Source organism: Sphingomonas pseudosanguinis (genome assembly GCF_014196255.1).
In the GTDB taxonomy this organism is placed as follows: Bacteria; Pseudomonadota; Alphaproteobacteria; order Sphingomonadales; family Sphingomonadaceae; genus Sphingomonas; species Sphingomonas pseudosanguinis.
This window is the reverse complement of record NZ_JACIDH010000003.1, coordinates 60,207-78,355: the sequence shown is the minus strand read 5'-3', so window position 1 is coordinate 78,355 and position 18,149 is coordinate 60,207. Positions and strand designations below refer to the sequence as shown.

At 68.8% G+C, this 18,149-nt stretch carries 16 protein-coding genes; 13 read left to right on the top strand and 3 right to left on the bottom strand.

Annotated features, from left to right (window positions below; translation table 11 throughout):
* Positions 1-3: 3 nt before the first annotated feature.
* Both GGR48_RS06360 and GGR48_RS06355 read right to left on the bottom strand, forming a co-directional pair.
* Positions 4-804 (bottom strand): phosphate/phosphite/phosphonate ABC transporter substrate-binding protein, encoded by an 801-nt coding sequence (locus GGR48_RS06360; RefSeq protein ID WP_338110510.1) that lies wholly within the window; start codon positions 802-804, stop codon positions 4-6.
* Entirely contained in the window at positions 801-1,730 is a 930-nt protein-coding gene (locus tag GGR48_RS06355) for a fatty acid desaturase (protein ID WP_183951051.1), read from the bottom strand. Before GGR48_RS06355 ends, GGR48_RS06360 begins: the two co-directional genes overlap by 4 nt.
* A gap of 321 nt (positions 1,731-2,051) precedes the next feature.
* Here GGR48_RS06355 and GGR48_RS06350 point away from each other — a divergent pair, with 321 nt between their 5' ends.
* The 4 genes from GGR48_RS06350 to GGR48_RS06335 all read left to right on the top strand — a co-directional run bounded on the left by GGR48_RS06350 (position 2,052) and on the right by GGR48_RS06335 (position 8,141).
* Positions 2,052-2,462 carry a cupin domain-containing protein gene (locus tag GGR48_RS06350; protein WP_183951050.1) on the top strand — a complete coding sequence of 137 codons (411 nt, stop codon included), beginning with the start codon at positions 2,052-2,054 and terminating at the stop codon, positions 2,460-2,462.
* 137 nt (positions 2,463-2,599) lie between these two features.
* A complete protein-coding gene (locus tag GGR48_RS06345; RefSeq protein WP_240456036.1) occupies positions 2,600-5,023 on the top strand; it encodes a TonB-dependent receptor in 2,424 nt (807 codons plus the stop codon).
* A gap of 23 nt (positions 5,024-5,046) precedes the next feature.
* Positions 5,047-7,017 carry a glycoside hydrolase family 3 protein gene (locus tag GGR48_RS06340; RefSeq protein WP_338110509.1) on the top strand — a complete coding sequence of 657 codons (1,971 nt, stop codon included), beginning with the start codon at positions 5,047-5,049 and terminating at the stop codon, positions 7,015-7,017.
* Positions 7,018-7,019: 2 nt separating this feature from the next.
* Positions 7,020-8,141: an alpha/beta hydrolase gene (locus tag GGR48_RS06335; RefSeq protein ID WP_183951049.1), complete on the top strand. Its 1,122-nt coding sequence runs from the start codon at positions 7,020-7,022 to the stop codon at positions 8,139-8,141.
* Here the strand turns inward: GGR48_RS06335 and GGR48_RS06330 are convergent, their stop codons facing one another.
* A complete protein-coding gene (locus GGR48_RS06330; RefSeq protein WP_183951048.1) occupies positions 8,142-9,068 on the bottom strand; it encodes a LysR family transcriptional regulator in 927 nt (308 codons plus the stop codon). It abuts the gene before it with no gap.
* 230 nt (positions 9,069-9,298) lie between these two features.
* Here GGR48_RS06330 and GGR48_RS06325 point away from each other — a divergent pair, with 230 nt between their 5' ends.
* The 9 genes from GGR48_RS06325 to GGR48_RS06285 are packed head-to-tail and all read left to right on the top strand — an operon-like array spanning position 9,299 to position 18,134.
* Complete coding sequence (locus GGR48_RS06325) at positions 9,299-10,618, top strand: cation:dicarboxylate symporter family transporter (RefSeq protein WP_183951047.1); 1,320 nt, start codon at positions 9,299-9,301, stop codon at positions 10,616-10,618.
* Positions 10,615-11,175, top strand: a complete 561-nt coding sequence (locus GGR48_RS06320) for a carboxymuconolactone decarboxylase family protein (RefSeq protein ID WP_183951046.1) — start codon at positions 10,615-10,617, stop codon at positions 11,173-11,175. The genes GGR48_RS06325 and GGR48_RS06320 overlap by 4 nt, the downstream gene beginning before the upstream one ends.
* Positions 11,176-11,203: 28 nt before the next feature.
* A complete protein-coding gene (locus GGR48_RS06315) occupies positions 11,204-12,022 on the top strand; it encodes an SDR family NAD(P)-dependent oxidoreductase (RefSeq protein WP_183951045.1) in 819 nt (272 codons plus the stop codon).
* A 4-nt stretch (positions 12,023-12,026) separates the two neighbouring features.
* Positions 12,027-12,962: an amidohydrolase family protein gene (locus tag GGR48_RS06310; protein ID WP_206362483.1), complete on the top strand. Its 936-nt coding sequence runs from the start codon at positions 12,027-12,029 to the stop codon at positions 12,960-12,962.
* Positions 12,962-13,933: an SMP-30/gluconolactonase/LRE family protein gene (locus GGR48_RS06305; protein WP_183951044.1), complete on the top strand. Its 972-nt coding sequence runs from the start codon at positions 12,962-12,964 to the stop codon at positions 13,931-13,933. The genes GGR48_RS06310 and GGR48_RS06305 overlap by 1 nt, the downstream gene beginning before the upstream one ends.
* Positions 13,930-14,721, top strand: coding sequence for a substrate-binding domain-containing protein (locus GGR48_RS06300; protein ID WP_206362482.1), 792 nt, complete (start codon positions 13,930-13,932; stop codon positions 14,719-14,721). The genes GGR48_RS06305 and GGR48_RS06300 overlap by 4 nt, the downstream gene beginning before the upstream one ends.
* Positions 14,722-14,751: 30 nt before the next feature.
* Positions 14,752-15,645 (top strand): alpha/beta fold hydrolase, encoded by an 894-nt coding sequence (locus GGR48_RS06295; RefSeq protein ID WP_206362481.1) that lies wholly within the window; start codon positions 14,752-14,754, stop codon positions 15,643-15,645.
* A 25-nt stretch (positions 15,646-15,670) separates the two neighbouring features.
* The gene (locus GGR48_RS18370) at positions 15,671-17,215 is read left to right on the top strand and encodes a porin (protein WP_183951042.1); all 1,545 of its coding nucleotides are present in this window, start codon (positions 15,671-15,673) and stop codon (positions 17,213-17,215) included.
* Between the two features lie 28 nt (positions 17,216-17,243).
* Entirely contained in the window at positions 17,244-18,134 is an 891-nt protein-coding gene (locus GGR48_RS06285; RefSeq protein ID WP_206362480.1) for an alpha/beta fold hydrolase, read from the top strand.
* Positions 18,135-18,149 lie beyond the last annotated feature (15 nt).

The following is an 18,149-nucleotide window of genomic DNA, read 5'->3' as shown; positions in this document are numbered from 1 at the left end:
CGGCTACCGCAGCGCGGGATAGCCGCGCGCTGCGGCCTTGCGGGCCAGTCCGACCAGCGCGGTGTAGCGATGCCCGCCGGCGGGCACGATGTCCGACAGAAACACCGCCGCTCGCGACGGGGCCAGTGCCGGATCGCGGACCAGTTCGACCAGCGCCGAACGTAGCGCCGCGACCACCGCCATCGGCGTTTTGCGGGCGGTGACGAAGGGCAGGGTCGGCGAGGCACGGGTCAGCGCGATCGTCCGCAATCCCGCCAGCGCCGCCGGCTCATAGCGTTCGAGTGCGGCATGCGTCACCGCATCGATGGCGGCGATGTCGGCGGTTCCGGCCTGGACCGCCAGCGCGCTTTGCCGGTGCGAGCCGGTGGTGATCACCGCGCTGAAAAACGGCGCGGCGTCGGCGACATCGGCGAGGGCGTCGCGGAATAGATTGGCGCCGGTGTTCGACAGGGGCGCATTGATCGCGGCGATCCGTCCGCGAAATTCGGTCAGGGCGCGTGCGCGGTCGTCGGCACGGGCGACGATCCGGCTGACGTGCCGGCCCGGCGTACAGTCCGGCACGTCATAATGCGGCACCGCCACGACCCGCAGGTCGAGGCTGTCATCGGCCACCAGCGGATAGCCGCAACATTGCGCCAGCAGCAGATCGGGCGCGCGCCATATCGTCTCCACCGGCTGGCCGTGTTCGAGTGTCGGCGGCGCGTCGATGCCCTGGTGGCACAGCCGCGTGGCCAGTGCCGACCAGAGCACGTCATTGGCCCAGCGCTGCGCCGGATGGTCGTACATGCCGAGTGAGGCGATCACCGCGCCGCCTCCGCATCCGGATGGACCAGCACGTCGTGACGGCGCCAGGCATAGCGGCGCAGGATCGCCCCATAGCTGCGGTGCATCGCCCCCGCCTGCGCCGCCAGTCGCGCGCGGTGGCGCCGCTGATGCGCGGGCAGGCGGTACCAGGCGAGGTCGGGCCGGTCGTGATGCGCGGTGTGGAGATGGTTGTTGAGATAGAGCAGGCCGAGCAGCCCACCGCGTTCCACGGTTGCGGCGCGACTGGGGCCGGGGATGTCGGCCCGGTGCTCGGCGAAGGAGCGCAGCAGCGTCAGCGACAGGGCCGGATAGACGATCAGCAGCAGATACCGGCCCGTCCCGAACCCCGTGACGTGCAGCCAGACGATGATCGCCGCCACCCCGATCAGATGCGGTGCCCAGTCGCGCCATACCGCACGCGGCCGGGTCCGCAGCCGCCTGGCCTCGTCGACCGTCAGCGACAGGATGGCCAGGGCGGGGCCGAAGACGAGCCGCCCGAGCAGCGTCGCCTGGAGCGCGGCCATCCGGCGCGGCCAGCCCCGCCCGGCGACATAGCGCGATTCCGGGTCATGATCGGGATGAGTGATATGCGGGCTGCGATGATGCGCGACATGGCTGTCGCGATACACGCCATAGGGCAACCACAAGGCCAGCGGCACCGCGCCGATCGCGGCGTTGATCCGCGCCGATGCGGTGGGATGGCCGTGGATCGTCTCATGCTGAAGCGAGCCATGCCATGCGACCAGCCATGCCCCGAGGATGACGACGACCGGCGTCGGCAAAACGGCATGAAAGGCCGTCAGCGCCACCCATCCGCCATAGATGACCAGCGCAAGCGCCAGCGTCGGCCATTCGAGGGACCGCCGTGGGTGAGCATCGGGTCCCGGCGACCATGCGGATAGGGCGGCATTCGGCTTACGTGTCATCCTGCACCTCCAGCCTTATTATCCATCAAATGGATAGGAATTGAATAGAGCAATTCTCGGCATGCCGGAAGCACGGCTTTTGCCGGCGGGATGCCCATGGTCGTCAAGCGGAGCCGGGCGATGAGCTCGCATGCCTCGCAGCCGCCATGCCGGATGGGCATGGCAAGCCATAAAATCTTAGTTTTTGATCTATGACATTTTTCGGCTGTATGGCTGCGTGGATCGCAAGGAACGGCGAACCGAGGGATCGATCCGCAAAGCGGACGATCAGGGGTTCGGAACAACCGTCGGCGACCGCGCAGGAGGGGTGTGGATATGGGCGTGACACGGTTTCGACGCATGGCCGTCAAGGTCGCCATGCCCTGCGTGCTGGTCACCGCCATGGCGGGCCTGTCGGCCCAAGACCTCCCCCGCGAAAAGACCGGCGTCTCCAATGTCGAGACGGCGAAGGTCGAACTGCCCGCCGGTTTCGATATGGCGAAAGCGCGCAACCTGCGGATGCGCAAGGTCACGATCCTGCCCGGTGGCGGGCTGCCGATGCATGCGCATGGCGATCGCCCTTCGGTGTCCTATGTGCTGAGCGGCGTCCTGACCGAATATGTTGCGGGTGACGCGACGCCGCGCGTGATCAAGGCGGGCGGGTCCAATGCCAGCTTCACGCAGGACCATGCGCTGGCCAATCGCGGCAAGGTCCCGGTCGTGTTCCTCGAAGTCGATCTGATCACACCATAACCGCATCGCGGTGCCGGGTCAGGCCGCAACGACGGCCACCCGACGCCTGCCATGCGACCAAGACATACCAATCATAAGACGCCGCCCCAAAGGCGGCACATCCATCAGGGTGGCATCAATTCAGGAGGGGATTGGAGATGAACTACCGTATTTCCACGGCGGTGTTGGCGCTGGCGATGACCATGCCGGGCGTGGCGCACGCGCAGGCGCAGAGCGTACCCGCCGACACGCAGCAGGAGGCCGCGCCCGCCCCGGCCGAGGATTCGCTTGCCACCACCGGTGACATCGTCGTCACCGCGCAGAAGCGCACCGAGCGGCTCCAGGACGTGCCGCTCGCCGTCACCGCGATTACCGGCGACGCGCTGGAAAGCCGCCAGATCAACGACACCCAGAGCCTGGTGCAGGCGGTGCCGTCGCTGACCTTCCAGCAGGGGACGAACCCGTCCAACACCAGTTTCCGCGTCCGTGGCATCGGCACCCAGCTGTTCAGCCAGGGTGTCGAGGCGGCGGTCGCCGTGGTCGTCGACGGCGTGGTCGCGGCGCGCCAGGCGCAGGGCTTTGCCGATTTCGCCGATCTGGAACGGATCGAGGTGCTGCGCGGGCCGCAGGGCACGCTGTTCGGCCGCAACGCGACCGCCGGCGTGCTCAACATCACCACGGCGCGTCCGTCCTCGACCTTCGAGGCGCGCGGCGACGTGACCATCGCCGAGCAGAACGAATATCGCGCCAAGGGCACGGTGTCCGGCCCGCTGACCGATACGCTGCGCGCGCGGCTGACCGGCTTTTACAACAATGTCGGCGGCATCACGTACAATTACGCCACCGACCGGATGGTCAACGGATCGGAAAGCTGGGGCGTTCGCGGCAAGCTGGACTGGGATGCGACGTCGAACCTGAACTTCCTGCTGTCGGTCGATCACCGCGATACCAAGGCGGATTGCTGCGCCCAGGTGCTGATCAGCGCGGTCAATCCGGTCATCGCGCAGCTGACCGCGCCCGTCGTCGCCTCGCGCCGCAACCGTGCGATCAACGACGAGACGCTGACCTATGGCAATTCGCGCCAGACCACGGCCTCGCTGCAGGCCGACTGGGACCTGGGGCCGGCGACCGTGACCTCGATCACCGCCTATCAGGACTATCGTCTCGACGCGAACCAGTCGGTCGATCGCATCCCGTCATTGCCGGTGCGGTTCGTCAGCCCGACCTTCGCCTATGCGCACTGGCCGCTCGGCGGCGGTTCGGTCCAGCTCGGCAACATCACGCAGGAATTGCGTATCGCCTCGAACGGCGGCGGCGACCTGAGCTATGTCGCGGGTGTCTTCTATTCCGACCTGAACATCGACCGTGACTTCACCCGGCGTCGTGCGACCTGCTCGGCCGGGGTAATCGGCCAGCCCTGTGCGACGACGCCGGTCTATCAATCGGCGCGCAGCGACGCGCATCTCGACGGCGAGAGCATCGCCGCCTTCGGCCAGGTCGATTACCGGATCGTCGGCGGGCTGAAGGCGCTGGGCGGCCTGCGCATCCAGCGCGAGACGGTGGGCGTGCGCGGCACGCGCGTGTCGCCGGTCGCGAGCGGTGAGACGATCTTCCCCGGCAGCGGCCCCGTCTCGGGCAGCCGCCGCACCCGCGACACCGCGCTGACCGGCAAGGCGGGCCTGCAATATGAGTTCAGCCGCAACGCGCAGCTCTATGGCTCGTACACGCGCGGCTATAAGGGGCCGGGCTTCGATACCGAGATCACCGCCAATTTCGCCACGCAGGACCCGATCCAGCCCGAACATGTCAACGCCTATGAGATCGGGTTCAAGGGCCAGACCGCCGATCGTTCGCTGAGCTTCAGTGCCGCGCTGTTCCTGTCGGACTACAGCAATCTTCAGGTTCAGGCGAACCGGTCGGACCCGGCGACGGGCGTGACCCAGTTCGTCACCACCAATGCCGGCTCCTCGCAGACCAAGGGCTTCGAGATCGAGGCGGTGATGCGCCCGACCCGCGCCTTCACCGTCAACGCTTCGCTGACCTATGCCGAGGCGACGGCGGACATCGACGGGCTGAACTGCCCGTTGCAGTTCCAGGGGGCCGCGCCGATCCTGACCGGCGGCTTTCCGGTGAACAGCTGCTATCGCCGGCGGACGGTGGTCGGGGGCACGACCGTCACCTCGGGGCCGTTGCAGGACGTCCGGGGCGGCACGCTGCCCGCCTCGCCACGCTATCGCATCAACATCACCCCGCGTTACGAAGACCAGATCCCGGGCACCTCGCTGACCGGCTTCGTGCAGACCGCGATCAACTTCCAGAGCGCGCAGAACTTCTCCCTGGAGCAGGACCCGCTGCTGGCCCAGCCGTCCTATACGCTGGTCGACCTGGCCTTTGGCGTGCGGACCGAGGACAGCCGCTATTCGCTGACGCTGTTCGTCAAGAACCTGTTCGACACCAACTATCTGACCTCGATCGCGCACAATTCGCTGCTGGCGACGACGGGTACGCCGTTCGATCTCATCGCGAATTACAACAAGGATGCGGACCGCTATGCGGGGATGACGCTGGGAGTGCGGTTCTGATCGGGACACGCCTTTCGGTCGGGGTGGGCGTCGCGGTCCTGCTGGTCGGGATCGCGACGCCGCTCGCCAGCGGAGCCGCCATGCGCCATCAGCCCGTGCTGGCGGACGGCGATGTGCCGGTTCTGCTGCGCGGCGGCTTGCGGTTTCGCGACCTGGATCGCGACGGGCGGCTGTCCCCCTTCGAGGACTGGCGCAAGACGCCCGAGGCGCGGGCGGCCGATCTGGCGACGCGCATGACGCTGGTGGAAAAGGCCGGGGTCATGGTGCATGACGCCGCGCCCCTGGCCGCAAACGGACAGGGCTATGACCCGGCGGCGGCGGGCGCGCTGATCCGCGACGGGCATGTGGTCACGCTGATCAGCCGGCTGGCCGCATCGGGGCGGGTGCTGGCCGAACAGAATAACGCGCTTCAGCGGATCGCGGCGGGCGCGCGGATCGCCATTCCGCTGACGATCAGCACCGATCCGCGCCACCATTTCCAGGTGCTGGACGGCGCCAGCGTCGCGGGCACGGGCTTTTCCAAATGGCCCGAGGCGACTGGCTTCGGCGCGATCGGCGACCCCGCGCTGGTCGAGCGGTTCGGCGACATCGCCCGGCAGGAATATCGCGCGGTCGGGCTCCATCAGGCGCTGTCGCCCATGGCCGATCTGGCGACCGAGCCGCGCTGGTCGCGGATCAACGGAACGTTCGGCGAGGATTCCGCATCGGTCTCGCGGCTGGTCGGCGCCTATGTGCGCGGGTTTCAGCATGGCGGGAACGGGCTGATGCCTGACGGCGTCTCGACCGTCGTCAAACACTGGGTCGGCTATGGCGCGTCGGACAAGGGCTATGACGGGCATAGCTGGTATGGTCGCTATGCCCTGCTGAGCGTGCGGAGCCTGCGCGCCCATGCCGATGCCTTTCGCGGTGCGTTCGCCGCCGGGGCGACCGGGGTGATGCCGACCTATGCCATATTGAAGATCGCCGGGCGGGACGGCCGTCGCTATCCGGCGGTCGGGGCGGCGTTCAGCCGCTATCTGCTCGGCGACCTGCTGCGTGGGCGCTATCGCTTCGGTGGTTTCGTACTCTCGGACTGGGGCGTGACCAAGGATTGCGGTCCGTTGTGCCGCGACGGTTTTCCGGCGGGGCGGACGCCGACGCGCGAGGGCTTTTCGACCGCCTGGGGGCTGGAGACGGCGAGCGTCGAGGACCGCTTCGTGCGCGGCATTGCGGCGGGCGTCGACCAGTTCGGCGGCACGGGTGACGCCGGCCCCATCGTCGCTGCGGTGCGCGGGGGCAGGGTGGCGATGGCACGGATCGACCGATCGGTGCGCCGTCTGCTGGCGATCAAGTTCCGGCTCGGTCTGTTCGAGAACCCTTATGTCGACCCTGCGCAAGCCGCGCGAATCGTCGGCGCGCCCGGCTTTCGCGCCGAGGGCTTGCGGGCGCAATCACGCGCGCTGGTCGTATTGAAGGCGGATGGCGTGCGGATCGCGCCCGGCACGCGCATCTATCTGGTCGGCGTCGATCCGGCGGTCGCCCGCGCGCAGGGCCTGATCCCCGTCGCCCGGCCCGAGGAGGCCGAGCGCGCGCTGGTGCGCATGACGGCACCCTGGCGCGGCGAGCATACCCAATATTTCTACGGCGCGAAGCAGCATGAGGGCAGCCTCGCCTGGGCGGCGGACGACCCCGCGCTGACGGCGTTCCGGGCGGTGGCGGCGAAGGTGCCGACGACGGCGGTGGTCTATCTCGACCGGCCGGCCATCCTGACCCCCTTGGTTCCGCTGGCGAAAGGGCTGATCGGCGAATTCGGGGCGAGCGATGCCGCATTGCTCGACGCGCTGATGGGGCGGGTACCGCCCGAAGGCCGGTTGCCGTTCGAGCTGCCCTCCTCCGAGGCGGCGGTCGCGGCGCAGGCAGGCGACCTGCCGCATGACAGCCGCGCGCCACTGTTCCCGATCGGCTATGGTTTGACGCTGGCGGGTGCTCCGCTTCGTCCTTCGCAAGGATCATGATGATGCGACGCCTGTCCCTGCTCCTCCTCCCGTTGCTGGTCGCGGCCACCGCACCGGCGCCGTCGGTCCCGCTCCGGCTGGCCGCGCAAGGCAGCTTCTATGTCGGCGGGCGGGACGTCGAACAGAATGGCGCGACTCTGCGCGTCGACAGCATGTATGTCGAATATCGCCTGCCGGCCAAACGCACCCATGCCACGCCGGTTGTGCTGGTCCATGGCAATTACCAGAACGGCACCGCCTTCACCGGCACGCCGGACGGGCGCGAGGGGTGGGCGGACATGCTGCTTCGCCGGGGCTATGCCGTCTATATCGTCGACCAGCCGATGCGCGGCCGCTCGCCCTATCACCCCGCGATCGATGGCCCCGCGACGACCATTCCCCCTGCGCAGATGGAGCGGCTGTTCACCGCGCCCGCGCTGACGTCGCCGGTGCGGCAGACGCGCAAGCATACGCAATGGCCGGGCACCGGCCGGGTGGGCGATCCGGTGTTCGAGCAGCTCTATACCTCGCAACAGCCGACCGTGACCGGACCGGGAGAGCGGATCGACGCGGTGGTCCGCGCGGCGCTGGGCGCGCTGCTCAGGAAGATCGGGCCGGCGGTGATCCTGACCCATTCGCGCGCCGGGACCTTCGGGTGGGAGGTGGCGGACGACGCCCCCGATCTGGTGCGCGCGGTGGTCGCGATCGAGCCGAACGGTCCGCCCTTCTACGATCCCGCCTCCGCCGACAGCAAGACGCCCGAGAAGATGGCGCGGCGCTGGGGGCCGACCTATGACCGGCTGACCTATGCGCCGGCGGTCGCCGATCCCGCCGAGCTGCGTATCGCGCGCCAGTCCGTCGCCGAAGCACCCGACCTGTTACCCTGCTGGCTCCAGACGGGGACGCCGCGCCGCCTGTCCCGTCTCGCCCGCACGCCCGTGATGATCGTGGTGGGGGAGGCGTCCTATCACGCGCCTTACGACCATTGCACCGCGCGCTACCTGACGCAGGCGGGGGTGCCCGTCCGCTTCGTCCGGCTGGAGGATCAGGGCATCCATGGCAACGGCCATCTGATGATGCTGGAGAAGAATAACGGCAAAATCGCCACGCTGATCGCCGACTGGCTGGACCGGACGGTGCGCTGATCAGTTGCCCAACCAGTCCGCCGCGTCGCTCCACGCGCCGTGCAGGACGAGCTTGCGCAGTTCCTCGACCATCAGTTCGTTCCAGGTTTGCGCCAAGCGGCTGCTGCGGACATTGTGCAAGGTGGCGATGGCGACGCTCGACCGCAGGCTGGGCCGCTCGATCGGCCGGGCGACCAGCCGCCCCGCCTTCATGAAGTCGCGCACTGCCAGCTGCGCGGTGATCGAATAGCCGACGCCGTCATGGACGAGCTGCCGGGTCAGCGCCGCGCTATCGACCTCCAGCACCACGTTCAGCCGAACGCCGTTCTGCACCGCCGCCTGCTCGATCAGGCGGCGGTTGCTGTGCGGCAGCGCGGGCAGGATCAGCGGACGGTCGACGATGTCGGCGAAGCGGATCGGTCGCTCCGGCTCGCCCGGCGGTGCGATCAGGACCATCGGCTCGCTGAACAGCGGGCACAGGTCGAACGCCTCCATCAAGGGCTGGTTATAGACGATCGCGACCTCGATCTGCCCGTCGAGCAGCCAGGATTGCAGCGAGGTGCTCAACCCCTCGCGCGCGTGAAGCTGCGCCAGCGGCCAGGTCTTACGAAAGCGGCGGATCAGGGTCGGGCCGATGATCTGGCCGATCGCCGGGGTCAGCCCGATCGACAGATGCTCGCGCTGATGCGCCTGTTCGTCATGCACATGCGCCACCGTGTCGCCCAGATATTGCAGCATCATCTCGGCGCGTTCCAGAAGCCGCCCGCCCGCCGGGGTCAGCGCGACGCCGCGACCATGGCGGACGAGCAGGGGGGTCTTCAGCTCCTCCTCCAGCTTGGCGATCTGGCGGCTGATCGCCGGCTGGGCGATGTGGAGTTCCTGTGCGGCGCGGCTGATGCTGCCCGCATGGACGACTGTGACGAACGAACGCAATTCGCGAATATCCATGCCGGCAAGCTATACCCATGCGGCATGGCTGACCATCAAAAAATGGTTTTTGATATGTGGTCCGGGCCGCCATAGGATGATGGCGTCCAAGGTGATCGGGAAAACCCGCCGCCCGGATCAATACGATAACAGCACCGATGATCGATGGCCCCGCATGGGCCGACCGATGCGCCGGAAGCATGGATGCCGGCATGCCCCCCCCTGCGGCATGCGACATGGAGAGGTCGAACGTGAGACATCTTAGGAAGCTGCATGTGCAGGTGCTGATCGCGCTGGTCGCGGCGGTCATCCTCGGGATTGCGGCACCCGAATGGGCGGTCGCCTTCCGCCCGCTGGGCCAGGCCTTCATCGCCCTTCTGAAGATGATGCTCGCGCCGATCATCTTCCTGACTCTGGTGCACGGCCTGACCCATGTCTCCGACATGCGCGCGCTCGGCCGGCTGGGCATCAAGTCGCTGGTCTATTTCGAGGTGGTCAGCACGGTCGCGATGGTCGTCGGGCTGGTCATGGTCAATTTGATGCAGCCGGGCGTCGGACTGCACGCGACCAATCTGGTCGAACCCGAAGCCGCCGTCGCGGCGGGCAAGGTGAACGTCACCGACTTCTTCCTGCACATCATCCCGCACACGCTGGTCGATGCCTTCGCCAAGGGCGACATCCTGCAGGTGCTGCTGGTGTCGATCCTGGCGGGCGTGGCGATCAACCGGGTCTGCGGCCCGGACTCGCTGACCGTGCGCGGCATCGGCGAGGCGCAGGCGATCCTGTTCAAGATGCTCGGCTTCCTGATGAAGCTCGCTCCGCTCGGCGCGTTCGGCGCGATGGCGGCGGCGGTGGGCAGCTATGGCGGCGCGACGCTGTTCTATCTGCTGAAGCTGATCGGCGTCTATTATCTCGCCTCGGCCATCTTCGTCTTCGTCGTGCTGTGGGGCATTTCCTGGTCGATCGGCCTGCCGTTCCTGCCGGTGCTGCGCCTGATCCGCGACGAGATGCTGCTGGTCTTCGGCACCGCCTCGGGCGAGGTCGCCTTTCCCCGCCTGCTCGAAAAGCTGAAGCGCAGCGGATGCGACGATGTCGTGGTCGGCTTCGTCCTGCCCGCCGGCTACAGCTTCAACCTCGACGGCACCTCCATCTACATGGCGATCGCGATCGGCTTCATCGCCCAGGCGACCGACACGCCCTTCACCTTGTGGCAGCAGATCGGTCTGCTCGCGATCCTGGCGCTGACCTCGAAGGGCGGAACGACGGTGGCGGGTGGCGCCTTCATCAAGCTGGCCGCGACGCTGCAATCGGTGCGCTCGCTGCCGCTGGGCGGATTGGGCCTGCTGTTCGGCATCGATCGGATCATGGCGACCGCCACCGCGCTGACCAACATCGTCGGCAACACGATCGCGGTCTTCTTCATCGCACGCTGGGAGGGCGGGTTCGATCCCGACGCCTTCGAGCGCGAGACCGGCCATCGTCCGGGACGCAGCCTGGTGCGCGGTCCCGCCGCGCCGATCGCCACCGACGAGCCGGCCACCCCCGCCGCCACCCTGAAAGGTCACGCATGAACCGCCTGCCCCCCGTCACCCCCGAGACGCTGACCGAGGCGCAGCGCCCGGTGTTCGATGCGATCGCGACCGGCCCGCGCAAGGGCGTCCGTGGACCGCTCGCCATCTGGCTGCACCGCCCGGAACTGGCACAGGCCGCGCAGGCGCTGGGACAATATTGCCGCTATGACAGCAGCGTGCCCGCCCGCTTGTCGGAACTGGTCATCCTGTCGATGGGGCGGCACTGGCTGGCCGAATATGAATGGGCCGCGCACAAGCCCTTCGCGCTGCAGGCCGGGCTGTCCGAGGCGGTGATCGACGCGATCCGCGACGACCGCGATCCGCCTTTCGAGCGCGAGGACGAGCGGCTGGTCCATCGCTTCGTGCGCACCCTGCATGCCGAGCGCGCGATCCCCGACGATCTCTATCAGGCGCTGGCCGCGACGCTGGGCGAGACCGGGGTCGTCGATCTGGTCGGGATCGCCGGATATTACACGCTGATCTCCATGACCATCAAAGTGTTCGAGGTGCCGCCGCCCGCCGGTGTCGCGCCCGAACTGCCCACCCGCCTCGCCTGAGATGGCGGCCGATCCACAAGGAATGGACATGTCCGAAGAACTCATCCCCAATGACCGCCTGCGCGGCAAGGTCGCGATCGTCACCGGCGCAGGGTGCGTCGGCCCCGGCTGGGGCAATGGCCGCGCCGTCGCGGTGCTGTTCGCACTGGCGGGGGCGAAGGTCTTCGCCGTCGACCGCGACCTGTCGGCGATGGACGAGACGCTGGCCCGCATCCGCGACCTGGGCGGCGAGGTGACGGCCCATGCCTGCGACGTGACCGACAACCACGCGGTCGAGGCGATGGTCGCGGCCTGCACCGCGCAATATGGCCGCGTCGACGTGCTGGTGAACAATGTCGGCGGCAGCGCGGCGGGCGGTGCGGTGGCGCTGTCCGAGGACAAGTGGGACGCGCAGATCGACCTGAACCTGAAAAGCGTGTTCCTGACCTGCAAGCACGCGCTGCCCGAGATGGAGAAGGTCGGCGGCGGCGCGATCGTCAACACCGCCTCGACCTCGGGCATCCGCTTCACGGGGTCGCCGCAGGTCGCCTATGCCGCGACCAAGGCGGCGGTGATCCAGCTCGGCCGCGTCACGGCGGTCGAATATGCGCCGCGCGGCATCCGCGTGAATACGGTGGTGCCGGGCCAGCTCCATACCCCGATGGTCGAGGCGCGGCTGGCCGGACAGCGGACCGGCGGCAATGTCGACGCGCTGCTCGACAGCCGGTTGAAGCGCATCCCGCTGGGCTTCATGGGCGATGGCCGCGACACCGCCTATGCCGCGCTGTTCCTGGCGAGCGACGAGGCGCGCTTCGTCACCGGGACCGAGATCGTCGTCGATGGCGGCATGACCGCGCGCTGCGACTGATCCGATGCGCAGGCTCACCTCCTTCCTGCCCGACCGCCGCCTGATCGCGGCGGGGCTGGTCACCGGACTGGCCTCGGCCTGCGCGCGCCTTCCTCTGACGAAAGACCTGTCGATGATCGACCGCGCCGTCCCGGTGGGGGCTTGGGACTGCCATACCCATATCTACGGTCCGTGGAGCCGGTTTCCGCTGCCCAAGGACGCCGCCTATACGCCCGAGCCTGCGCCCTTCGCCGATCTGGCGGCGCTGCACGAACGCCTCAGGATCGGGCATGGCGTGCTGGTGCAGGCGGCACCTTACGGCACCGATCACAGCGCGATCCTGGCCGCGATCGCCGAGAGCGGGGGGCGGTATCGCGGTGTCGGCCTGATCGACGAGGCGACCGACCCGGCGCAGCTGCGCATGCTGCACGAAGGCGGGCTGCGCGGCGCGCGGTTCAACCTGATGGGGCATCTGCCCGGCGCGCGCGATCCGGCGGTGCTGACCCGGCTGGCGGAGCGGGTGCGCCCGCTCGGCTGGCACGTCCTGCTGCACGGCGAGATGTCGGTGCTGCTGCCGGTGCTGGACGCGATGGCCGATGTCGCGACGCCGATCGTCATCGACCATATGGCGCGGCCCGACCTGACCCGCCCGGTCGATGCCGGCCATGTCGCCGCCCTGAAGGCGCATCTGCGCCGCCCGAACCGCTGGATCAAGCTGTCGGGTGTCGACCGCGCGATGGGCGGGGCGGCGGGGCCGTGGCCGCAGGCGATCGATCATGCCCGCCGTCTGCTTGCGGCAGCCCCCGACCGGGCGATCTGGGGCAGCGACTGGCCGCATCCCAACATCAAGGGGCCGGTGCCCGACGATGCCGCGCTGCTCGGCTTCATCCTCGACGTCTGCGAAACCGAGGCGGCGGCGCGCGCCGTGCTGGTCGACAATCCGCAACGGCTCTACGCCTGATGACGGCAGCCGTCGCCTTTCCCTGGACACCTTCGCTGCGGGTTCCCGATCCGGCAGTGCGGGTGCTCGATCCCCGGTTCGCGCGCTACCGCCTGCCGCATGCCCGGCTCGAGAGGCTGGGCGGCGGGATGCGCTGGGCGGAGGGGCCGGTGTGGTTCGGCGACGGCCGCTATCTGCTGCTGACCGACCTGCCCGAGGATCGCATCCTGCGCTGGGACGAGGCGACGGGCACGCTATCCACGTTCCACCAGCCCGCCGGCAAGGCCAATGGCCTGACCCGCGACCGGCAGGGGCGGCTGATCGCGTGCGAGCATGGCGGGCGGCGTGTCACCCGGACCGACTATGACGGGCGCATCACGGTGCTGGCTGATCAATATGACGGACAGCGGCTCAATTCGCCCAATGACGTCGTGGTCGCCGCCGACGATGCGGTCTGGTTCACCGATCCGCCCTTCGGCCTGGCGAGCGACTATATGGGGCGTCGCGGTGCGGCGGCCTTGCCCGCCAATGTCTATCGGCTGGACGCGGGTGGCGAACTGACCTGTGTGGCGGAGGGGCTGGAGGGGCCGAACGGCCTGGCCTTCTCGCCCGATGGCGCGACGCTGTATCTGGTCGAGTCCCGCGCGCAGCCCGCCCGCATCGTTGCCTATGATGTCGGGGCCGATGCCACGCTGTCGAACCGGCGGCTGCTGGTCGATGCCGGGGCGGGGCGGCCCGATGGCCTGCGCATCGATGCGGACGGCAATCTCTGGTGCGGCTGGGGCGGCGGCGAAGGGCTGGACGGCGTGCGGATCTTCGCGGCCGACGGCACCGCCATCGGCCATATCGACCTGCCCGAACGCTGCGCCAATCTGTGCTTCGGCGGCGCGCACGGCAACCGCCTGTTCATGGCGGCGACCGGCTCGCTCTACGCGCTCTACGTCAACACGCGAGGTGCCCCATGGGCATCCGATCCGGGAGAGGATGCATGAATATTGTGAAGGTCATGGCGATGACGGTCGCGGCGGGCGGCTTCGCCCTGCCGGGCGCCGTGGCGGCCGAGGAGATCCATGTGATCGCCACCGGCGCGCTACAGGGCGCGATGAAGACGCTGAAGCCCGCCTATGAGAAGAAGACAGGCAACACGCTGGTCATCGCCTGGGGGCCGTCCTTCGGCACCTCCCCCGAATCCATCCCCGAGCGTATCCGCGCCCGCGAGCCGATGGACGTGACGATCGGCACCGAGGAGACGCTAGACGCGGTCGCCAGGTCGGGCGTGTTCGATCCCGCCAGCCGCAAGGCGGTGGCGCTGTCGCAGATCGGCATCGCGGTGCCCAAGGGCCGCCCGCATCCCGACGTCACCACCGTGGCGGCGGTGCGCCAGGCGCTGCTATCGGCGGGCAAGGTCGCCTATTCGCAAGGCGCGAGCGGCGTCTATATCCGCGCCACCCTGCTGCCCAAGCTGGGCATCGCCGATCAGGTCGCCGCCAAGACCGTCGTGGCCGAGGGCAAGGAACTGGTCGGCACGCTGTTGGCGCGCGGTGAGGCCGATATCGGGATGCAGCAGGTCAGCGAGCTGAAGGTGACGCCGGGCGTCGACTATCTCGGCCCGCTGCCCGCCGAGATCCAGAAGGTCAGCCGCTTTGCCGGCATGGTCGCCAAGGACAGCCGCCATGCGGCGGCCGCGCGCGGCTTCCTGGCCTATCTGGCCAGCAAGGAGGCGCGCCCGCTGATCGAGGCGAGTGGGCTGGAGCCGATCGCCGCGCCCAAGTCGCGCTGACACAGAACAGAACAGGACAGGAGAGAGACGATGATGACCCAGATGATGCGGCACCTCGCCGCCCCGATGGTGGTGATGGCCACGGTCGCCGCCCCCGCCGCACCGGTCATGGCGCAGACCGTCAAGCGCGATCTGGTCCGTTACGACAATGTCCAGATCGAGGTGATGAGCCAGGGGCGTGGCCCCGTGATCGTCATGCTGCCCTCGCTGGGCCGCTCGGGGCGCGACTATGACAAGGTCGCGGCCAATCTGCAGAAGGACGGCTTCCGCGTGCTGCGCCCCGAACCGCGCGGCATCGGTCGCAGCAAGGGGCCGATGGAGAAGCTGTCGATCCACGACTTTGCGCGCGACATCGCCAAGGTCGTCGAGCATGAAAAGGCCGGGCCCGTGGTCGTCGTCGGCCATGCCTGGGGCAATTTCCCCGCGCGCCAGCTGGCCACCGACCGCCCCGATCTGGTGCGCGGCGTCGTGCTGGCCGCCGCCTCGGCGGGCAAGGTGCCGCCGGGTTCGACGGAAAAGCCGATCAATGCCGAGATGCGCGAGGCGATCGACGGGCCGAGCCACACCGAACTGCCCGAGGAAAAGCGGCTGGAATATCTGCGCAAGGCGTTCTTCGCGCCCGGCAACGATCCGCGCGTCTGGCTGACCGGCTGGCACAAGGAGACGCATGACGCGCAGGGCTATGCCCGCAACAACACGCCGGTCGACGATTATTTCGCCGCCGGCACCGCGCCGATCCTCGACCTTCAGGCCGAGAACGACACGGTCGCGCCGCGTCGCTTCTCGGGTGTGCTGAAAAGCATGCTGGGCGACCGGGTGCAGGTCGTCGTGCTGAAGAATGCGGGCCATGCCATGGCCCCCGAACAGCCGCAGGCGATGGCGGATGCGATCGCGACTTTCGCGCGCCGGGTCTACGCCAAGTAACGACAGGGATGGCGGGGCGGCGGCCGTGACCGCGCCCCGCCCACAGGTCGACGGCGCGACGCCGTCACGATGGGAACAGGTCATGCTGGAATTTTTCGTCCGCCGCTCGGCGGTCGGTGTCGGTGCGTGCGCGTTGGCGATGGGCACACAGGCGGAGGCGCAGACATCGGCGCCGGCTGCCCCGGTGGTCGCAAAGGACGATGCCCAGATGCTGATCGAGACGCAGCAGCGGCGGATCGATACGCTGGAGGAGCGGCTGCGCATATTGGAGGCGCGGTTGGCGATCCCGGCCGCGTCCCCGACGCCCGTCCGCACGCCGGACCAGCAGGTGGCGGAAACCAAGGGCCAGGTGAAGCCGCCGCCGATCCTGCTGACCGTGCAGCGGACGACCGACTCCGAGGCCGCACCGCCCCCCGCCAAACGCAATGGCGAGCAGGCGGCGGTGGTCTTCGTCAACGGCCTGCCGCGCTTCAACTCGGTGGACGGCCATTGGTGGTTCCGCCCGCGCGGTCGCCTGTTCCTCGACGCCTCGACCACCGCCGGGGCCTTTCCGGGGCGCAACATCACCGGCACCGCGCTCGGCTCGGCGCGCCTCGGCATGGAGGGAGCGGTCGGCAATCTGTCCTGGGCGCTGGAGGGTGAATTCTCCGAGAACCAGGTCGTCTGGAAATCCGCTTTCGTCAACATCCGGCACAAGCTGTTCGGGGTGGAGGCGGATGCCGCGATCGGCAACCGGTTCAACGACCGGACGATGGACGGGTCGGTCGGGCTGGGCACGACGCCCTTCACCGATTTCAACACGGTCGCCGCGACGATCATCCCCCGCCGCGGCTTCTGGGGCGTGGGCGTGCAGGAACGGCTCTATGCGAAGAACTGGCACGCCTCGGTACAGGTGACCGGTGAGGACCCGAACAATATCGGCGATGGCGATGACGGGCTGACCGTCGTGTCGCGCGCGCATTGGGCGCCGACCCTGTCGAAGGGGCTGACCCTGCATCTGGGCGGCTGGGGCTTTCATGAGCGGCTGGGCGACGAAACCGGATCGCTGGTCCGGTCGAGCGCGATCGCGGGCGGGTTCAACACGCTGGTCCGCGCGCGGCCCGGCCCCGTCACCGGGGTGACCAGCGATACCGGCTATGGTGCCGAGCTGGCGCTGATCGCCGGCAAGTTCTGGACCCAGAACGAGTGGGGGCGGCGGGTGCTCCACCGGCCGGGCGGCGATTATACGCACGACGCCTTCGCCCTGTCTGCCGGCTGGTTCGTCTTCGGTTCGACCCCGCCCTACGACGCGCGGCGCGGCACCTGGGCGCGCGCGCGCATCGACCATCCGGTGACCGCCGGCGGCTGGGGCGCGCTGGCGCTGCGCGCTCGCTATCAGGAGGCCGATTATCGTGGCCTGCCGCTCGGCGGGCTGGGCCGTTCCACTACGCTCGGCGGCACCTGGTACATCAACAAGATCACCCGCGTCCTGCTCGATGCCACCGACTGGCACATCGCCAATCCCGGCGATGCGCCGGGCAGCGTCGACAGCGGGCAGACGCTCAACCTGGGGTTGCAGGTCCAGTTCTGATCGGCCCCTTCACCACCGGGAGAAAGATATGACCATGTCCACCACGCTGCGCGGGCTGTCCTTGGCCGCCTGTGTCCTGATGATCGGCACGGCGAACGTGGCGACGGCCGCCCCGGCTGCGCCCAGGACGACCCTGGTCCGCAAGGGCGACGTTCGGATCGAGGCGCTCGTCGAGGGGCGGGGCCGGCCCATCGTCATCCTGCCGTCGCTGGGGCGGGGCGCGCATGACTATGACCGGGTCGCCGCCCGGCTGGCCGCACAGGGCTTTCGCGTGATCCGTCCCCAGCCGCGCGGGATCGGCGGGAGCAAGGGGCCGATGGAGGGCCTGACGCTGCACGACTTCGCCGCCGATGTCGCGATGGTGATGGACCGCGAGAAGACCGGCCCCGCGATCATCGTCGGCCATGCCTGGGGCAGCCAGCCGGCGCGGATGCTGGCGGTGGATCGCCTCGATCTGGTCAAGGGCGTGGTGATGGCCGCCGCCTCGGCGGGCAAGCTGCCGCCCGGCTCGACCGAAAAGCCCTATGGCCGGTTGCGCGAGGCGATCGACGGGTCGGGCAACATGGCGCTGCCCCGCGAACAGCGGCTGACCTATTTGCGGCAGGCCTTTTTCGCGCTGGGCAACGACCCGTCGGTGTGGCTGGGCGGATGGTATCCCGAAACGCACGACGCGCAGGCGCACGCCCGCAACGTCACGCCGATCGACAGCTATTATGCGGCGGGCAACACCGTGCCGATCCTCGACCTGCAGGGCCAGCATGATGCGGTGGTAGTCAAGAACGTCATGAAGCCGCTGCTGGGCGACCGGGTCGAGGTGCAGGAGATCGCCGGATCGGGCCATGCCATGGCCCCAGAACAGCCCGACCGCATGGCCGACGCGATCGCGGCCTTCGCCCGCAAGACCTTCGGGCCGCGCTGAGCCGCAATTGGGGGC